Source organism: Streptomyces sp. Ac-502, from assembly GCF_045222935.1.
Lineage (GTDB): Bacteria > Actinomycetota > Actinomycetes > Streptomycetales > Streptomycetaceae > Streptomyces > Streptomyces monomycini.
Window position 1 is genome coordinate 2,357,170 of record NZ_JBHFFO010000001.1, and the last position, 17,822, is coordinate 2,374,991.

General features: G+C 69.9%; 12 protein-coding genes and 2 pseudogenes. 6 read left to right on the plus strand and 8 right to left on the minus strand.

All coding sequences use genetic code 11. The features are described from left to right. Nucleotides 1-20: 20 nt before the first annotated feature. The 6 genes and pseudogenes from ACEXOX_RS10590 to fmt form a co-directional block, all read right to left on the minus strand. Complete coding sequence (locus ACEXOX_RS10590; RefSeq protein ID WP_406520122.1) at nucleotides 21-476, minus strand: ribonuclease domain-containing protein; 456 nt, start codon at nucleotides 474-476, stop codon at nucleotides 21-23. A gap of 171 nt (nucleotides 477-647) precedes the next feature. Next, nucleotides 648-1,637, minus strand: coding sequence for a sugar-binding transcriptional regulator (locus ACEXOX_RS10595; protein WP_030999354.1), 990 nt, complete (start codon nucleotides 1,635-1,637; stop codon nucleotides 648-650). Nucleotides 1,638-1,867: 230 nt separating this feature from the next. Beyond that, entirely contained in the window at nucleotides 1,868-2,551 is a 684-nt protein-coding gene (gene rpe, locus ACEXOX_RS10600; RefSeq protein WP_406520124.1) for a ribulose-phosphate 3-epimerase, read from the minus strand. A gap of 271 nt (nucleotides 2,552-2,822) precedes the next feature. After that, the gene (locus tag ACEXOX_RS10605) at nucleotides 2,823-3,272 is read right to left on the minus strand and encodes an RICIN domain-containing protein (protein WP_406520126.1); all 450 of its coding nucleotides are present in this window, start codon (nucleotides 3,270-3,272) and stop codon (nucleotides 2,823-2,825) included. A gap of 370 nt (nucleotides 3,273-3,642) precedes the next feature. Then, complete coding sequence (locus ACEXOX_RS10610) at nucleotides 3,643-5,073, minus strand: RsmB/NOP family class I SAM-dependent RNA methyltransferase (protein WP_406520128.1); 1,431 nt, start codon at nucleotides 5,071-5,073, stop codon at nucleotides 3,643-3,645. A gap of 148 nt (nucleotides 5,074-5,221) precedes the next feature. Further along, nucleotides 5,222-6,152, minus strand: a pseudogene (fmt, locus tag ACEXOX_RS10615) (methionyl-tRNA formyltransferase). A 245-nt stretch (nucleotides 6,153-6,397) separates the two neighbouring features. Between fmt and ACEXOX_RS10620 the strand changes: the two are divergent. After that, on the plus strand, nucleotides 6,398-6,940 hold the full coding sequence (locus ACEXOX_RS10620; protein ID WP_406520130.1) for a hypothetical protein: 543 nt from the start codon (nucleotides 6,398-6,400) through the stop codon (nucleotides 6,938-6,940). A gap of 126 nt (nucleotides 6,941-7,066) precedes the next feature. On the opposite strand, the pseudogene ACEXOX_RS10625 reads toward ACEXOX_RS10620, so the two are convergent. Beyond that, nucleotides 7,067-9,188 (minus strand): annotated as a pseudogene (locus ACEXOX_RS10625) (primosomal protein N'). Between the two features lie 167 nt (nucleotides 9,189-9,355). Between ACEXOX_RS10625 and ACEXOX_RS10630 the strand changes: the two are divergent. From ACEXOX_RS10630 to ACEXOX_RS10650, 5 genes are all read left to right on the plus strand, one after another. Beyond that, nucleotides 9,356-10,123: a Crp/Fnr family transcriptional regulator gene (locus ACEXOX_RS10630; protein WP_406520132.1), complete on the plus strand. Its 768-nt coding sequence runs from the start codon at nucleotides 9,356-9,358 to the stop codon at nucleotides 10,121-10,123. A gap of 91 nt (nucleotides 10,124-10,214) precedes the next feature. Beyond that, nucleotides 10,215-11,093, plus strand: coding sequence for a hypothetical protein (locus ACEXOX_RS10635; protein ID WP_406520134.1), 879 nt, complete (start codon nucleotides 10,215-10,217; stop codon nucleotides 11,091-11,093). Further along, on the plus strand, nucleotides 11,086-13,257 hold the full coding sequence (locus ACEXOX_RS10640; RefSeq protein WP_406520136.1) for a hypothetical protein: 2,172 nt from the start codon (nucleotides 11,086-11,088) through the stop codon (nucleotides 13,255-13,257). Before ACEXOX_RS10635 ends, ACEXOX_RS10640 begins: the two co-directional genes overlap by 8 nt. 57 nt (nucleotides 13,258-13,314) lie before the next feature. After that, nucleotides 13,315-15,666 (plus strand): DUF4407 domain-containing protein, encoded by a 2,352-nt coding sequence (locus ACEXOX_RS10645; RefSeq protein WP_406520138.1) that lies wholly within the window; start codon nucleotides 13,315-13,317, stop codon nucleotides 15,664-15,666. A gap of 96 nt (nucleotides 15,667-15,762) precedes the next feature. After that, nucleotides 15,763-16,281 (plus strand): Pycsar system effector family protein, encoded by a 519-nt coding sequence (locus ACEXOX_RS10650; protein ID WP_406520139.1) that lies wholly within the window; start codon nucleotides 15,763-15,765, stop codon nucleotides 16,279-16,281. A gap of 105 nt (nucleotides 16,282-16,386) precedes the next feature. On the opposite strand, the gene metK is transcribed toward ACEXOX_RS10650, so the two are convergent. Continuing rightward, complete coding sequence (gene metK / locus ACEXOX_RS10655; RefSeq protein WP_406520140.1) at nucleotides 16,387-17,595, minus strand: methionine adenosyltransferase; 1,209 nt, start codon at nucleotides 17,593-17,595, stop codon at nucleotides 16,387-16,389. Nucleotides 17,596-17,822: the final 227 nt, after the last annotated feature.

Here is a 17,822-nt window from a genome sequence, read left to right on the forward strand (position 1 = left end):
CGGCCGGGGCACGGGAGTCGTCATCGGAGCACCGCCTTGAAGGTCCGGTAGTGGTCGTCGGTGTAGTACGTCTCGTGGCTGTCGCCGGTGACGATCCGCCGCGCGCCGCGGTCCTTCGACCCCGGGGTGCGGACCGTGTACTCGTGGTAGTAGCCGCGCTTCTGCTTGGGCAGCTGCCGCTCGTGGTTGCCGAAGACCGTGCCGTCCTTCGGGTACGGGAACGGGCCGCGCGCGTCGATCAGCCGCAGCGTGTCGCGGGCCTGTGCGGGCAGCTCGCCGGCCGGTACGGTCGCCATGCCCTTGGCCCAGTCCGGCGTGGTGGCGTTCGTGGCACCCGCCGAGGGCGCCCCGTGCGTAGGCTTCGCGCTCCCCTGTCCGCCGCCGCTTCCGGAGCAGCCGGACACCAACAACAGCAGGCAGGCCAGCAGCGCAGCGAGTACGCCGACGGCCGCGCGGGGAGCGGAGCGGATCACCATGCGCCGATGCTGTCACAGCCCGGCACGGGGTGCGCGCCCGCACCCCGTACAAGATCACTTAGCTGGCCGGTACCGGGCGGACGGCGGCTGACACGGGAGCGGACCACCCTCCGCACCAGGGCCCGAGCCCCGTCCGGATCGCCCGCTCAGGCCGCCTCCGGACCCGCCCGCTCAGGCCCCGTCCGGATCCGCCCGCTCCAGCGCCGGACGCGGGCCGGGCCCGGTCTCCAGCAGCAGGTGGTCGGCGGCGGCCGTGTCCGTGACCAGGCTGGTCACCAGCCCGGACCGCAGCACCGCGCCGATCGCGGCCGCCTTCTGCCGGCCGCCCGCGATGGCCACGACCTCGGGGATGCGCCGCAGCCGGTCCGCCTCGACCGTGATGCACCGCTCGCCTAGGTCCCGCCCGATACGGCGGCCGTCGGCGTCGAAGAGGTGCGCGGACATCTCGGCGGCGGCGCCCAGCGAGGCGTAGTGCTCCCGCTCCTGCTCCGAGAGCATGTCGTAGACGGTCGAGATGCCCGGCGCCCAGGAGCCGATGGAGACGCAGGCGACGGTGACCTTGTCGAAGTACTCGAACGCGCGGGCGATGCCGGTCTGGCCGCGCAGCGCGGCGGCCGTCGCCGAGTCGGGCAGCAGCATCGGCGCGTAGATCGGGTGCGCCTCGCCGCCGGAGACGTCGGCCGCCCGGCGTACCGCCTCGACCGAGCCGCGGTCCGCGGTGCCCGCGTCGTACACGCCGGTGAGCTGGACGACCGTGCACGGCGGGAGGCGGTGCAGCGCGGCCGCCATGTGGATGGTGGACCGGCCCCAGGCCAGGCCCAGCACATCGCCCTCGGTGACCAGTTCGCCGAGCAGGTCGGCCGCGACCTCGCCGAGGTTCTCCGGGTCGGGGGCGTCGTCGGTGGCGTCGGCGGGCGACTCCACCACGACCGCGTGCCGCAGGCCGTAGCGGGCCCGCAGCGCGTCCGAACGCTCGGCGTCCAGCTCCGCCGGGACCCGGATCTCGATCCGTACGAGGTCACGCTCCAGCGCCGTCTCCAGCACCCGGGCGACCTTGAAGCGGCTGACGCCGAACTCCTCGGCGATCTGGATCTTGGACTTGCCCTCCAGGTAGAAGCGGCGGGCCATGGCCGCGGCCTGCACCAGCTCGGCGGGGCCCATTGCGGACTGCGGGCGGCTGGCAACCACGAGATTCTCCCCTTGTGCGCACCTGATCGAGTCTTTGCTCATCCTTGCAGAAACCCGAGGTGGTCGGGGACCATCACCGCCCGGCCGTCGTGAACACCCGGTAGCGGCGACACCAAGAAACACCGGCGTGCGGGGATCGGTGCGCGCTCCCCGCACACCACGTGCGGCGCCGGCGCCCGCGCGGTCCGGCGGGCGCCCCTGTGTCAGTGGGCGCAGCCCCAGCCGGCCGCGGCCGTCGCGGACTCGGCCTGCGCGCGCAGTTCGCGCACCGCCTTCGCCGGGTCGTCCGCGCCGTAGACCGCCGAACCCGCCACGAACACGTCCGCGCCGGCCTCGGCACACCGCTCGATCGTGGACGCCGACACCCCGCCGTCCACCTGGAGCCACAGCTCCAGTCCGTGCTTGGAGATCAGCTCCCGGGTCCGGCGGATCTTCGGCAGCATGATGTCCAGGAAGGCCTGACCGCCGAAACCGGGCTCCACGGTCATGATCAGCAGCATGTCCAGCTCGGGCAGCAGGCCCTCGTACGGCTCGATCGGCGTGGCCGGCTTGAGCGCCATCGAGGCCCGCGCGCCCTTGGCCCGGATCTCCCGCGCCAGGCGTACGGGCGCGGCCGCCGCCTCCGCGTGGAAGGTGACCGAACCGGCGCCCGCCTCGATGTACTGCGGCGCCCAGCGGTCCGGGTCCTCGATCATCAGGTGCAGGTCGAGCGGGGTGTCCGTCGCCTTGCTCAGCGCCTCGACGACCGGAGCGCCCAGCGTCAGGTTCGGTACGAAGTGGTTGTCCATCACATCGACATGCAGCCAGTCGGCGCCCTCGACGGCCTTCGCCTCCTCGGCGAGCCGGGCGAAGTCTGCGGACAGGATGCTGGGGTTGATCAAGGCCATACCTCCAGTATGTCCTGCCGCCCCGGACGCGCCTAAGCGGGTGGGCCGGGCCGCCGGCCGGAGGCGGTGCCGAGGGGGCCACTGGGCGTACGGGAACGAGCCCGCCGCCTTCACCCGGGCCGCGCAGCAGCAAGCCGCCGGCCCTCCGTCCGCCCCAGGGCGAACGCAAGGCCGGCGGCCGATGCGCGATGAATGACCCGTCACCATGTCAGGGGGTCACGTCCCTACCGGGCGCCGGACTCCAACGCCGGGCGCCGGGCGCCTTCGGGGCTCAGCTCCAGCGCTGGTGCTTGATACCGCCGTCGAATCCCGCGTAGACGGGCGAGCCGGAGCTGGTCTTCGAGCCGAGGGTGAGCCCGGTGGCCTTGTTCTGCAGACGCCAGCCCAGGGAGTCCTTGAGCTCGCGCCACTTCTGGTTCTTGCCGCCGTTGCAGGGGTTGGCGCGGACGGTGCCGTCCTTCTTGCTGTCGAGGCAGAAACCGTGGTCGGCGGACTTCAGCACGAAGGTTCCGTCGGACTGTTTGGTCTCCTTCCACTTCGCGGCAGGCCCGCAGTCACCCACGCCGACCCAGTAACCCCGGGCGACCAGGCACTTGCCGTTGCCCTTGTTCTTCCAGGTGACCGTCTTGGTGGCGGCGAACGCCTGCCCCGAGGCGCTGAACATCAGGGCCGGCGCGAGCACCGCGGTGGCCGCGACCGTACCGATCAGACGCTTCTTCATAGTTTTTTCCCCGTTCCGAGGGCCGAATGACGACCCCGGCAGCAGTGGCCGTCCATCTGGCGGACCGATGACGGCCGGTATGTGATCCCCGTCGACGCGTACGTGGACAAGCGCGGTCGGCGCCTTGTCCGTACACATGGTGGTGTGGGGCCCGACAAGCCTCAGGAGCGCTTGACCAGCGTTCCGTCCCCGGCCTGTTCGCCGTCTCCCCACTCACGTCTCCGCGAGGTTTTTGTCCGGTGCCTGTCCGACACCCCTGCGGCCGTGATCCCCGTTGTCACCGGCAGCTTATCCCGGCATGATCACGTCAGGCAAAGCGTCCTGGGGCAGCAGCGGTGCAGGTCCCGGGCAGCGGTGCACACCCCGGGCGTCACGCCGTCCGCCGCAGCAGCGCCAGGTACATCGCGTCCGTACCGTGCAGGTGCGGCCACAGCTGCACGTCCGGTCCGTCGCCCAGTGCGGGCACGCCCGGGATCAGCGGGCGGGCGTCGATCCACTCCGCCGTCACGTCCGCTCCGGCCCGCCCCTTGAGGACGTCCTCCACCACGGCGCGCGTCTCGGCCGGGTGGGGCGAGCAGGTCGCGTAGCCGACGACGCCGCCGACCCGTACCGACACCAGTGCCTGACGCAGCAGCTCCCGCTGCAACGGCGCGAAGCTGTCCAGGTCCTCCGGGCGGCGCCGCCAGCGCGCTTCGGGGCGGCGGCGCAGCGCGCCGAGACCGGTGCACGGGACGTCCATCAGCACCCGGTCGAAGGAGCCGGGCCGCCACGGCGGGCGGGTGCCGTCTGCCGCGATGACCTCGTACGGGCCGGGGTTGCCGGCCAGCGAACGGGCCACCAGGCGCGCGCGGTGCGGCTGCTTCTCGGAAGCGAGCAGCTTGGCACCGCGCTGCGCGGCGAGCGCGCCCAGCAGGGCCGCCTTGCCGCCCGGCCCCGCGCAGCCGTCCAGCCAGCTGCGGTCGGAGCCCTCGACAGGCGCGTTGGCCAGCGCCGCCGCGACCAGCTGGCTGCCTTCGTCCTGCACACCGGCCCGGCCCTCGCGCACCGCGTCCAGGGCGCCGGGCTCACCGCCCTCGGCAAGCCGTACCGCATACGGGGACCAGCGTCCCGGCAGGGCGCTCTCCTCGCCCACGGCCTCGATGAGTTCCTCGGTGGTGGACCGTCCCGGCCGGGCCACCAGCGTGACCTCGGGCCGCTCGTTGTCGGCCTCCAGCAGGTCCTCCATGCCGGCGCGGCCACCGCCGAGCGCGTCCCAGAGCGCCGAGACGACCCAGCGCGGGTGCGCGTGCACGATCCCCAGGTGCTCCTCGGGGTCGTCGTCGTACTCGGGCGCGACGCGCTCCAGCCAGCCGTCCATGTCGTCCGCGGCGATCTTGCGCAGCACGGCGTTGACGAACTTGGCCCGCCCGTCGCCCAGCACCACACGAGCCAGTTCGACGGTCGCGCTCACCGCGGCGTGCGTCGGGATGCGCGTACCGAGCAGCTGGTGCGCGCCGAGCGACAGGACGTCCAGGACCGGCGGGTCCACCTCCCGCAGCGGCCGGTCCACGCAGCGCGTGATGATCGCGTCGTAGGTGCCCTGCCGCCGCAGCGTGCCGTACACCAGCTCGGTCGCCAGCGCCGCGTCCCGCCCGTCGAAGTCCTCGTTCTCGCGCGCCTTGCGCAGCATCGGGGGCAGCACCAGGTTGGCGTACGCGTCCCGCTCGTCGACGGCCCGCAGCGCCTCGAAGGCGAGTATCCGGACCGGGTCCTTCTTGGGCCGGCGGTAGGGCTTGCTGGGACGACGCGACTGACCACTCACGAGAAATGTGCTCCGCTGATACGAGACGAGGTTCGCCCCCAGCCTACGTGGCACGGCGGTGCGCGCCACGGGGCGGTGCCGGTCGGGGCCGCCGCCTCCGGCCCGCTCCCGGCTCACATACTCGCCTCACCCCCGCCCACTCCCCGCCTCACTCCCCCAACCGCTCCCCTTCACCGATCCGCACCCCGCGCGCCCAGTCCGCGCCGCGCATCGGCTTCTTGCCCTGCGGCTGCACCCACAGCAGTTCCACCGCGTGGCTGCCCGTGCCGGCGTACACCGCCTTCTTGGTGACGGCGAGTTCGCCGGGGGCCAGGTCCGTACGGTCGGTCACCAGCCCGACCGTCATCAGCTTCAGCCGCTCCCCCGGAAGACAGTCCACGCGCCGGGCGCGGCGCGCACCCGCGCACGACCCGGTCCACGCGCAGCGCGGGCGCCGTCCAGTCCGCCTTCGCGTCCTCGACCTCCAGTTTGGGCGCGAGGGTGACGCCGTCGGCCGGCTGCGGCACCGGCGTGAGCGTGCCGTCCTCGATGCCGTCCATGGTGGCGGCGAGCAGCCCGGCCCCGGCGAGGGCCAGCCGGGTCAGCAGGTCGCCGCTGGTGTCGGTCGCCCGTACCTCCTCCGTCACCACCCCGAACACCGGCCCGGAGTCCAGCCCTTCCTCGATGAGGAAGGTGGAGGCGCCGGTCACCTCGTCGCCCGCCAGTACCGCGTGCTGCACCGGGGCGGCGCCGCGCCATGCGGGGAGCAGCGAGAAGTGCAGGTTGACCCAGCCGCGCGTGGGGACGTCCAGGGCCACCTTCGGCAGCAGTGCCCCGTAGGCCACCACCGGGCAGCAGTCCGGCGCGATCTCCCGCAGCCGGGCGAGGAAGTCCTCGTCACGCGGTCTGGCGGGCTTGAGCACCTCGATGCCGGCCTCCTCCGCGCGCTCGGCGACCGGGCTGGCGACCAGCCGCCGGCCGCGGCCGGCCGGGGCGTCGGGCCGGGTGACGACGGCGACGACCTCGTGCCGGTCCGAGGCGATCAGGGCATCCAGGGCGGGTACGGCGACCTCGGGGGTGCCGGCGAAGACGAGCCTCATGGGTGGCGTACTACCTCTCACACGCTGCGGAACGGCGCACCAGTCTATGGGCCACACCTTCGGGGGGCGTGCGAACAGACGCGCGCCCCTCATTGGAACCCGTACGCCCCCATACCGTGACCGAAGCCGCGTCTGTCGCGTTGGTCAAGCAGCATTGACCGACCGGGCCGCCCTCGCGGCCCGCTCGTTTTCACCTTCTTGTCACGATTCTCTGCACATTCAACGCCGGTTCGAGAGGCTTGTTCATGGCCGACCACGCAACCCACGACGCCCAGGCACGCGCCAGCCTGCACCTTCTGGTACGGGACATCGAGCGGGTCCGCCGGCAGGTGGACGCCCTGCGCACCCTGACAGCTCAGCTCGGCAACGTCTACCGGCCGCGGCGCACCGGCCCGTCCGCCGGCTTCGTCGTCTACGGGCGCGCCCCTGCCCCGACCGTACGTCTCGCCCAGGAACTGCGCGACAGCGTCGAGACCCTCGTCACGGCGGCGGTGGACTTCGACCGTTCGCTGGGCTTCTCCTGGGACGCGGTGGGTTCCGCCCTGGGCGTCACCAAACAGGCCGTGCACCGCCGTTACGGCGCCCGTCGCTCCACCTCCCAGCCCGGCCCGGAGACCGGCGAGGCGGTCCGTACGCCCGAGCCGTCCGCGGCCCGCGGCCTGGCCGTCTCCCCCGGTATGCCGAGCGCACCGGCCGTCCCCGCCGCACGTACGCTGCCGGGCCAGGCCTCCGTCCCCGCGCGGGAAGAGGCGCGCCCCGGCGTCTTCCCCGGCCCCCGCAACGGCTGACCGCGCCCACCGCCCCGGCCCGCCCCCGGGGCGGCCCTCCTTGCCTCCCACCCCAGCCGCACCCGCCGCACCAGCACCAGCACCAGCACCAGCACCAGCACCAGCACCAGCAGAACCCTTGCCCGGCTACCCGAGATCGGGCGGATCGATCCGCACCCGCACCGCCTCCCCCTCCCGTTTGACCAGCCGCGCCGCCTGCGCCGTCTTCAACGCCGCCGCCAGCGCGGCACCCTGGCCGGGGCGTACCCGTACCAGCGCCCGTTCCCATTCCTCCCCGGGCGGCGGGTCCCCCGGCCGGCGCGGTCGCCCCGCTTCGGGAACCGGCACCGGTACGGGGCCCAGCACCTCGGCGCCCTCCGGCAGACCGGCCGCCGCGAGCATCTCCGCCACGTCCTCGGGACGGCCCGTCACCGACGCCATCCGGGACACCGGCGGGAAGCCCAGCTCGGCCCGCTCCGCCAGCTCGCGCACCGCGTGCCCGGCCGGGTCCCAGCGCACCAGCGCCTGTACGGGGCGCAGCGTCGCCTCCGCGATGACCGCGACCGTGCCGCCCTCCGCATGGCCCCGGACCAGCGCCGCGGCCTGGAGCCAGCGCCGCAGCGCCTCCTCGCCCGCCCGCAGGTCGGGACGGCTCAGCAGCGCCCACCCGTCCAGCAGCAACGCGGCGGCGTAACCGCCCTCGGCGACCGGCTCCGCGCCCGGCGTGCTCACCACCAGGGACGGGACGCCGGGCACCGTGTCCAGCACATGGTCGCGCCCCGACGTGCGCACCGGCACGGCCGGAAACGCGCGCCCCAGCTCCTCCGCCGTCCGCCGCGCCCCCACGATCTGGGCGCGCAGCCGCACACCTCCGCACTCCCCGCAGCGCCAGTCCCCCTCCTCACGCCCGCACCAGCCGCACCGCAGCTCACCTGCGGCCCGCGCCTCCAGCGGCCCGGCGCAGGCCCGGCAGCGCGCGGGCTCCCGGCACCGCTCGCACGCCAGCCGCGGTACGTACCCCCGCCGCGGCACCTGCACCAGCACCGGCCCGCGCTGCAGCCCTTCGCGCACCACCTGCCACGCCAGCGTCGGCAGCCGCGCGGCCCGCGCCGCCGCGTCCCGCGCCTCGTCGGCGTCACCGACCGTACGGACCAGCGGCGCCGCGGCCCGCACCTGCTCCCGCTCGGCCGTCAGCGGCCGCGCCCAGCCCGTCTCCACCAGCTGCGCCGCCTCGACCGTGCAGCTCAGGCCGCCCAGCAGGAAGCCCGCCCGCTCCGTCACCGACCGCTGCAACAGCACTTCCCGCGCATGCGGCTGCGGCGCGTGCGGATCACTGTGACTACCGTCCCCGTCATCCCAAATGGCGACCAACCCGACATCCCGCACCGGCGCGAACATCGCCGCCCGCGTCCCGACCACCGCCCGCACCGCGCCCCGGCTCACCGCCAGCCACCGGCGGTACCGCTCCTCGGGCCCGGCATCGGCACTCAGCACCACATGCCGCCCCTCCCCGATCAGCTCCCCCAGCGCCGCATCCACCCGCGCCGCGGCCCGCCCGTCCGGCAGCACGGCCAGCGCCCCACGCCCCGAGGCCAGCGTCGCGGCCATCGCCCGCGCCAGCTCCTGCGGCCAGTGCGGCCCCGGCAACGCCGTCCACACGGCACGCGGCGTGTCCCCCCGCCCCAACGCCGCCAAGAACCCGGGACCCGCCGGATACCTGCTCCAACTCCCCGCCTCCGGAGGCGCGTCGACCGGCAGCAGCTCCCCGCTCCCCCGCCCCTCCACCCGCGCCCGCCGCGGCGGCACCGCCAGCTGCACCACGTCCGCGAGCGTCCCCGCATACCGGTCGGCGACGGCCCGGCACAGCCCCAGCAACTCCGGCGTCAGCACCCGCTCCGGCGACAGCACCTGCGCGATCGGCGCGAGCACCCCCGGTACTCACTCTCCGCCACCCGCTCCACCACGAACCCGCTGACCAGCTTCCCCCCTTCCCGCCGGCCCCCTTCTCCCCGGCCCCGAACCGCACCCGCACCCGCACCCCGGGCTGCGCCTCCTCGTCCATCGCCGCCGGCACCGCGTAGTCGAAATACCGGTCGAGATGCACCAGCCCCTTGTCCACCAGCACCCGCGCCACCGGCAACCGCTCCGCCAGCTCGGCCCCCCGCCACGTCCGCGGCTTCGCCCGCGCCGCCTTCGTCCCCCGCACCGCCTCCCGAATCAACGCAAGCTGCTCCGGCTCCACACCCGGCCCGTCGTCTTCCCTGCTCACAGCATCAGTCTTAGCAGACGGGACTGACAGCGCTCACCCGCGCGAAGGCCCGCACCTGATCCTCACCTCGCCCCCGGCCGCCCCGGGCCGAAGCTGCCCTGCCCAGCACGTTCCCGCCCCCGTTACGCAACCTGTCACGCGCCACCGGCTCGCGGCACCATGTATCCGTGCATCCCGGAAACTCAGCGCACCGACGCAAGAACACGCCACCGGCGGACGACTACGGCCTTACAGAGCAACACTGGCCGGAGGCAACCCTGCTCGGCCGACTGCCGGAAGACTCCCAGAGAGACCTTCTGCGTCTGGGAACGGTCATGCAATATCCGGCCCACCGCACCCTTCTGAGACAAGGCGACGACGGCAGACACGTTCTGTTGATCACCCGAGGCGTGGTCAAGGTGGAATCACACTCGGAGGACGGCTACACGATGCTCCTCGCCGTCCGCGTCGCCGGGGACCTGGTGGGAGAGATGGCTGCCTTTGAGAACCGACCGCGTTCCGGCTCTGTGATTGCCTGTGGTGACGTATCGGCCCGCATCATCCACTTGAAATCCCTGACTGCACATTTGTCGCAGCACCAGACATCGATGGTGGCGCTGCTGGGGATGCTCAGCTCTCGACTGCGTTGGGCGAACCGGCGCCGGCTGGACTTCCGGGCCTACGAGTCCCCGGTCCGGCTGGCCCGGGTTCTCGTGGAAACAGCTCAGACGTACGGATGCGCGTCACAGGGTGACGTCCGGCGCAGCGATCTCGGGGTGACGCTCACCCAGGCGGAACTTGCCTCACTCGCCGCCGTTGCGCTGCCCACAGCGGAGAAGGCGCTCGCCGCCCTGGCCCAGATGGGCCTGGTGGAACGCAGGTACCGCAAAATTACGATCAGTGACATCCCGCGACTACGCGCGTTCGCAAAAATTAGTGCCGAGAACCCGTACTGATACGGAATCGCCTGCCCGCGTTCCTCCTAATCTCGCCGTCAGCGCTTCGCCGGAACATCCGCGCGACGCCGAGGATGAGAGGAATTGACACGTGTCCGGACGGACCGGTTACCGCTTCAGCACATGCCTCGCCCTGGACGTACAGGCCTACGGAGGCAACAACGACCGTCGGCAATCGGAGATCCAGCACGACCTGCCGCGGCTGCTCGAACAGGCGGCTCACAACGCCGGGCTGGATCGCTCGCACTGGCATTTCCAGGCCAAGGGAGACGAACAGCTGGCCGTCCTGCCCATGGACGGGCGCGCGGAGCCACGCGTCATCGACGACTACATGCGGCACATCGCTTCAGGACTTCACCAGTACAACCGGGTTCGCGTCAGCGAGGCTTGGCTGCGACTGCGGGCCTCCGTCCACCACGGCCCTGTGGAGGTCGCGGACAACGGGTATGCCGGGAGCACCGTAGTGGTCACCTCCCGTCTGCTGGCTTGTACCGCCTTGTACCGCGCTCTGCGGGCCACCGACAAGGCCGACCTCGTGCTGGCCCTGTCCGACCAGGTGTACAACACCACCGTCGTCGGCGGCCACACCACGCTTTCCCCTGATGCTTTCCGGCCCGTGAAGATCCACGAAAAGGAATATCGATCCGTGGCCTGGTTGTGGGTTCCCGGAGACGACGTCCACCGTTTGGACCTCGGCGGTGACGGTGGGCCGCTCCTGGAAGGCAACGAGCCCGCGCCTCACAGCACACAACGGCCGGAGATGAGCCGCCAGGACGGCAACCACGCAGGAGCCTCGCAACCGTCACACAACACGCAGGAAGCACCACCGACAGGCAAGCCTGACGGCGAGGCCACAAGGAGCCACCACGTTCCTCCGGCTGTCCATGGCCACCATGTCAATCAGAACAACTTCAACGACACGGTGAACGCACCCGGCAGCGTGTTCGGGTTCGGTGGACCACGTGGCTGAGCCGGAGGTTGGCACTCCCTCCATCGCGGAAGCGAACGCGGACGAACGGCCGGCACCTGACCATTCGGCGCAGGAGAGGCCGGCAGCCGAATCGGACACCGTCGAGCCCGGCCAGACGGACACCCCCGGCAAGCGGGAAGCAGCACAGCGCGCCGACCTGGAACGGGAGCAGGACGAACAGGGTTACCGCGATCTCGACAACGCGCTGGGGCAGCGCGTCAACAACTACTTCTACAGCCAGGTGAACGCCGCCGATGCGACTTTCGGCTTCGGGTCCCCCGCCACTCCAGGACACATTCCCGGATTGGTGGAGCCAGAAGAGATCGACCTGGTATTGCGCAACTTCCTGCACCCTGACGATTACGACACCGCGGCCGGGAAACTGCAGACACAACACCTACTGGTCGTAGTCGGTGAAGAGGGGTGTGGGCGACGTGCAGCAGCCTTCTCCCTGCTCCGCGATCTGCTGGGCGCACAGTGTGGGTTGCGCAGCCTCTCTCCGATCAACTCCCTCGCGCAATTGGCATCACCAGGCCAGCTGAGAAAGGACGCTGGCTACGTCATCCTCGACTACCTGGGCGAAACCGGAACGGATGCCGTACAAGAATACGAGATCAAGGCGCTACGTGCCGAGCTGCGGCGGAAGCGATCCTTCTTGGTGATCACGTCCTCGCCGGCCACACGACATCGTCTGGCGTTCAAAGATTTTGCGGTCACCTGGCGCGCGCCGGAATCGCTCCGTCTCTTCGACCACTGCGTCGAAGACCTGGGCTCCCCCGACGCACCGACATCGGGGATGACCGAGCTTCGAACACGCGTGAGCGAGCTCCGGCGGCCCGCCGACGTCGTGGCGGTGGCGGAGAAGCTCGGCGAAGGCCCGGAAGCGGCGCTGGACGCCTTGCGCGACAGCGCGAAAGAAACGGTGGAGAGATGGTTCGGAAACGCTCCCACTCTTGAGGACCTGTTGCCGGTGGCGGCCCTCGCCTTCGCCAACGGGCTTCCGGAACGGACCTTCGAGGAACTCCTGGTCTCTCTCGAAAAGTGTGTCCAAAACGCCGAGAAGCCGTCCGGCGATTTTCCGGCAGAGGAAGAAGCCCCACGCCAGCCGACCACAAGGATCGATCAGGCGCGTGTCCGGTGGAACAAGCGCGCCGTGGGCATTGCCGAAGCAGTGCAGTGCGTTGACGGCAGCGCGGATTACTGCCGTAGCGAACGACACGTCGTCTTCACCTCTCCGCGCGTCCGTGACCTCGTGATCAGCGAGCTGCACGGCCTGTACGGGTACGAACTCTGGTACCCGTTACGTCAGTGGCTGGAGCAACTCAGTCTGGAAGGCAGCCTGGCCGTCCGCCAAGAGGTGGCGCGTGGTGTGGCTCTTCTTGCTCGTCATGCGCTCGCCGAGGTGGAAGAGAAGCTGTTGGAGGTGTGGGCGGACGGCCTCAGCAGCCAGCGCGTCACAGCGGCCTTGGCCCTGCAGTTCATGTGCGCCGACGAACAGCTCGCGCGGCAAGCTCTGAGCTTGGCATCGAGCTGGACAGAGGGACATGGACAGCAGCGTGCCATCACCGCAGCCATGGCATTCGCAGGCGAACTCGGAACGATCTATCGGCTCGACACCCTCAATTGGCTGTGGCTGCTCGCCTCACGCGGCGAGCGCGTCGCGAGCGCGGCCCGGCGCTCACTGGTACTGCTCCTGGCCACCACTGAGCGGGAACCGGAGCGGGCGCGACTCGTCCTGCGATATCTCCGTACGCAAGCTCGGTGCACACCGCGAGGCAGAGGCCGGCTCACTGTCTTCTCCATCATCGTCCAGGTGCTGGGAGCCAGGCGATTGAATTCCGATGAGCCTCTCGCCGCGTTTCTGCTGCGCAACGACACGGGTGTCACGGATCAGTTCGGCTCACTGTGGGCAACGGTACTGCACAGCCCATTCCGGGCGGCTGCCGTTGCTGAACTGTGCCGGACATTGGTCGCCCTACGGAAGGAAGAAACGGCTTCCCGCACGGTGCGACTTCTCGGCGAAGCGATGCAATCCCACATGAACAGCCGACAGCGAGCCGCCTTGCTCCACGATCTGCCGGCCGCTCTGCACCATCCCCAGTACGCCCTGCCGGGCATCCAGCAGTTGGCTCGCCTGTTGCTCGGCTCCACCGATTCCGCATGATGCCTCATGCCCTCATGCCGGTCACTCCAGGAGGCTGACGAAGTGACATTTCCCGTTGTGACAGAACAGATTCTGAATCCCGTCCAGCGCGGATTCTTCTCCCGGCGACGACGACGCGTCGATGTCCCCCAGCTCCCGCCCGGAGCGGTGTACGTATTCCAGGTCAGCGGCCGGTACAGCGTTTACCCGGAAGGAATCTCATTCGACCCCACGCATCTGGACGCGGTCGATGCCACTTCCGTCAGTCTGGTCGACACTCGTGCCAGGCTGGTGGAGGCCGAACGAACCATCCCCTCGGTGAGCGAGGCGGACTCCTTCACCGTCAGAGCGTCCTTCACCTGCCAGGTGACGGACGCCGCCACCGTCGCCCGGCAAGGCGTCATCGACGCGGCGGTGCCACTGCGCGCGTACCTTGCCGGCGACAACGAGCTGGCCCGTGCGAGCGCTGCGCACCGTATCGAGGAAGTCAACGCGGTGCGTGAGCAGGTGACTCGCAGGATGGCCGCCTACACCACCATCATCCCCCCTCGCATCATCGGAATGAGCGTGGAGTTCGTCGGAATCGAGGTGCTCACACCGGATGACCTCCGTACCTGGGAGCAGGAAGTACGGGACGAGCGCAGAATGCAGGAACTCGTGCGGGGCCAACGGGATTTCGAAACGGATGACGTACACCGCATCGCGGAGCTGCTCTCTCAAGGCAGTCATTTTGCGGATGCGTTCGGCGTGGCCCGGAACGACATCAACCCACACGCCATTGCCTCGCGCGTCCACCAAGTGGCAGCGGACGACAAGGCGCACGTCAGGCAGGCCACGGCGGATGACAAACAACGCGCTCACGAGCGCGAATCGGCCGAACGGGAAATGCGCCGGTCCCTGATACTCGCCGTGCTGAACCAGTCACGGGAATCCGGCTACGTCGACCACGAGCTGCTCCAGCAACTGTTGAACCTTGGCAACAGGGAACCGGAAAAACGGTCCCAGGCCGCGGGTGCCCTCCCTCGTCCGGCATTTCCCCGCGGGCCGTCGGTGACGGCACACACGACGATCGCCGCGGCTTCATCAAGGACGAGGACGATCTTGACTGACTTCTCCGAACCCCCGGACGGGATCGGCCGGGCCGAACCCCACCGGTCGCACGACCGTATGTCCCCGGCTCGTCGGCTGCGATCACTGACCGGCGTGGACGAGGATCTGCTGTCCTGGGTCTGGCACGAGCGCAGCAAGTACACGGCGCTCGGGGGTGTCGTACTGGGGACCTCCATCGTCGCAGCCTTCTCGATGTGGAACTTCGCGAACGAGGCAGTCGGCGAAAACACCTTTCTGTCGCTGTTCCCTGCGGCACTGTGGATGCTGTTCGTACTTAACTTGGACCGGTGGCTGATCGCCCCTCAGCCGAATCTCAAGCGGCGTGCGGCTCCCCTGCTGTTGCGACTTCTCATCGCCTTCTTCTTGGGAATCGTGGTCGCTGAGCCGCTCGTTCTACGCGTGTTTCAAACCGCCGTGGAAGAGCATGTACGAGACCAGCGGCACGCAGTGGTGGACCGTTTGCGCAGCAATCTTCTGCGCTGCAACACCGATCCGTCACAGCCGACGAGCGACCGGCCGACGGACTGCGCGGACCATCTGCTCTCATTCGATGCTTCTCCTGCGAGTGGGTACGACGCACTCAGCACACTTCGCAAGGACGCGGCCGCGCTCCAGCAACAGGTCGACCGGGACAGCAACCGGTTGGAGGTTCTCGATGCCCAAGTACGGGGTGAGTGCGAGCAGCTGGTCCGGGACGTGCGCTCCGGGCTCCTTCAGCGGACGTCGGAATGTCTGAGGCTGCGTGAGAAGGCCAAGGACTACCGGCGCACTCATCACACCGCCGCCAACGAACGACGGCTGGCCGAGATGAACGAGCGCATCAGGGACGGTGGGAGCAGGCTGGCCGGTTCTCGGGACGCATTTCTCAAAGCCCGGGACCAGGAGATCGCCAAACGTGTCGCAGAGGAGCGTGCGAAGCAACGCGGTATCGGCATCTTGGAACGGATGCAGGCACTGGAAGAACTGGCCGGCAAGAACGCCACCCTGCTGACAGGTGTCTGGGTGGTACGGCTGCTGTTCGTCCTCGTCGACGTGCTGCCGGTTCTCGCGAAACTGGCGGGCAGTGAGAACAGTTACGATCGTCTGCTCGCCGCCCGGAGCAACAGCGCGGTACGGGTTCACGAGGAAGCCGTGCGGACAGTCGAGCGACAAGCCATGGCGGACGCCGAGATCGTGCATGCGGAATGCGAAGACCGGGTGAAACGGCGCAAGGCCGAGATCGACGCCGATCGCCGCGAACATGTGGCCGCGATGCACATCCGGGTCAGTCAAGCAGTGAACACCCTGGAGGACGAGATGCGACGCGCCTCCACGGTGTGAAGCTGCCCCCGGGCTCACGACAGTCGCTCCGACCGCAGCCGGTCCTCACGCCTTGCTCGCAGTCCGATTCCGAACGCTCACAGGAAGGGGAACGGTGTGCACGGCCATACCGGAGACGAGAGGCCGGACAGCGGGGCGCGTCTCGCCCGGATCCTCCTGTCCGAAACACGCGAGGAAATGCTGAAAGCGGACCACAAGGCCAACGTCGCACTGACCATCTTCGGCATGGCGCTGACCGCGCTGGTCGGTGCCGTCGGTGCCGGCGGAGTGAAGCCTCTGGCCTATGCCCCGATCGCCCAAGCGCTGTTCTGGGCCGGCTGCACGGCTGTCGTGCCGTCATTCCTGCTGTTGGGGCTTGCCATCGTCCCGCGCACAGGAGCCAGTCACGGGGACCGTACCCACTACTTCGGCGACGCAGCTGCCGGTACTCCTGTACGTCAGCTGAAAGCCAGGATGCAGCAGACGGACCTCAGAGACCGGGATGTGAGCCAGTTCGCGGTCCTGTCCGTGCTTGTCACCGTTAAATACCGGTGCATCCGTCGCGCCATGATCTGGATCGGCCTGTTCTTGCTCCTCACCTCGGCAGGCGTCCTGCTGGGAATCTCCCTGCGCTGACGGCGCACGGCAGCTTCAAGCGACCGAGAACCCGTCCGAACCAAGCGAAAACCCCGGCTCCGACCCGCCGAAGCGGGCCGGAGCCGGGGTCTTGAGTGCGAAGCCTTACAGCCCCACAGCCCCCCGCAGCGCCTCCACGCGGTCCGTGCGCTCCCACGTGAACTCGTCCAGTTCGCGGCCGAAGTGGCCGTAGGCGGCGGTCTGGGCGTAGATCGGGCGGAGCAGGTCGAGGTCGCGGATGATGGCGGCCGGGCGGAGGTCGAAGACCTCGGCGATGGCGTTCTCGATCTTGTCGACGTCGACGGTGGCGGTGCCGAAGGTCTCGACGAACAGGCCCACCGGCTCGGCCTTGCCGATGGCGTAGGCGACCTGGACCTCGCAGCGGGCGGCCAGCCCGGCCGCTACGACGTTCTTGGCGACCCAGCGCATGGCGTAGGCGGCCGAGCGGTCGACCTTGGACGGGTCCTTGCCGGAGAAGGCGCCGCCGCCGTGGCGGGACATGCCGCCGTACGTGTCGATGATGATCTTGCGGCCGGTCAGGCCGGCGTCGCCCATCGGGCCGCCGATCTCGAAGCGGCCGGTGGGGTTGACCAGCAGGCGGTAGCCGTCGGTGTCCAGCTTGATGCCGTCCTCGACGAGCTGGTTGAGGACGTGCTCGACGACGAATTCGCGGATGTCGGGGGCGAGCAGCGAGTCGAGGTCGATGTCCGAGGCGTGCTGGGAGGAGACGACGACGGTGTCGAGGCGGACGGCCTTGTGGCCGTCGTACTCGATGGTGACCTGGGTCTTGCCGTCGGGGCGCAGGTACGGGATGGTCCCGTTCTTGCGGACCTCGGACAGGCGCTTGGAGAGGCGGTGCGCGAGGTTGATCGGGAGCGGCATCAGCTCCGGGGTCTCGTCGCAGGCGTAGCCGAACATCAGGCCCTGGTCGCCCGCGCCCTGCTTGTCCAGCTCGTCCTCGTCGCCCTCGACACGCTTCTCGTAAGCGGTGTCGACGCCCTGGGCGATGTCGGGGGACTGTGCGCCGATCGAGACGGAGACGCCACAGGAGGCGCCGTCGAAGCCCTTCTTCGACGAGTCGTAGCCGATCTCCAGAACCTTGTTGCGCACGAGGTTGGGGATGTCGGCGTACGCCTTCGTCGTCACCTCGCCGGCCACGTGGACCAGGCCGGTGGTGATCAACGTCTCGACGGCGACCCGGGAGGTCGGGTCCTCCTTCAGGAGGGCGTCGAGAATGGTGTCGCTGATCTGGTCAGCGATCTTGTCGGGGTGACCCTCGGTGACGGACTCCGAGGTGAACAGGCGGCGGGACACATCGCTCCCTGGGGTTGCAGCGGCTGCTGGCTGATCATTGGTGGAAAGGCCGAGAGCTGCGCTCGGCGCGATCCGGGGCCAGTTTATCGGTCATGAGCCGCGTTCGGGCACGTAGTCTCGATTTCTGGACCCACCGTGACCTGGGACACCTCGCCGGAAAGAGGAAGTTCTCGTTCCGACAGCGGCCCGGAAGAGGGTCGCCGATCACGGAATAGGCGGGGAAGGAG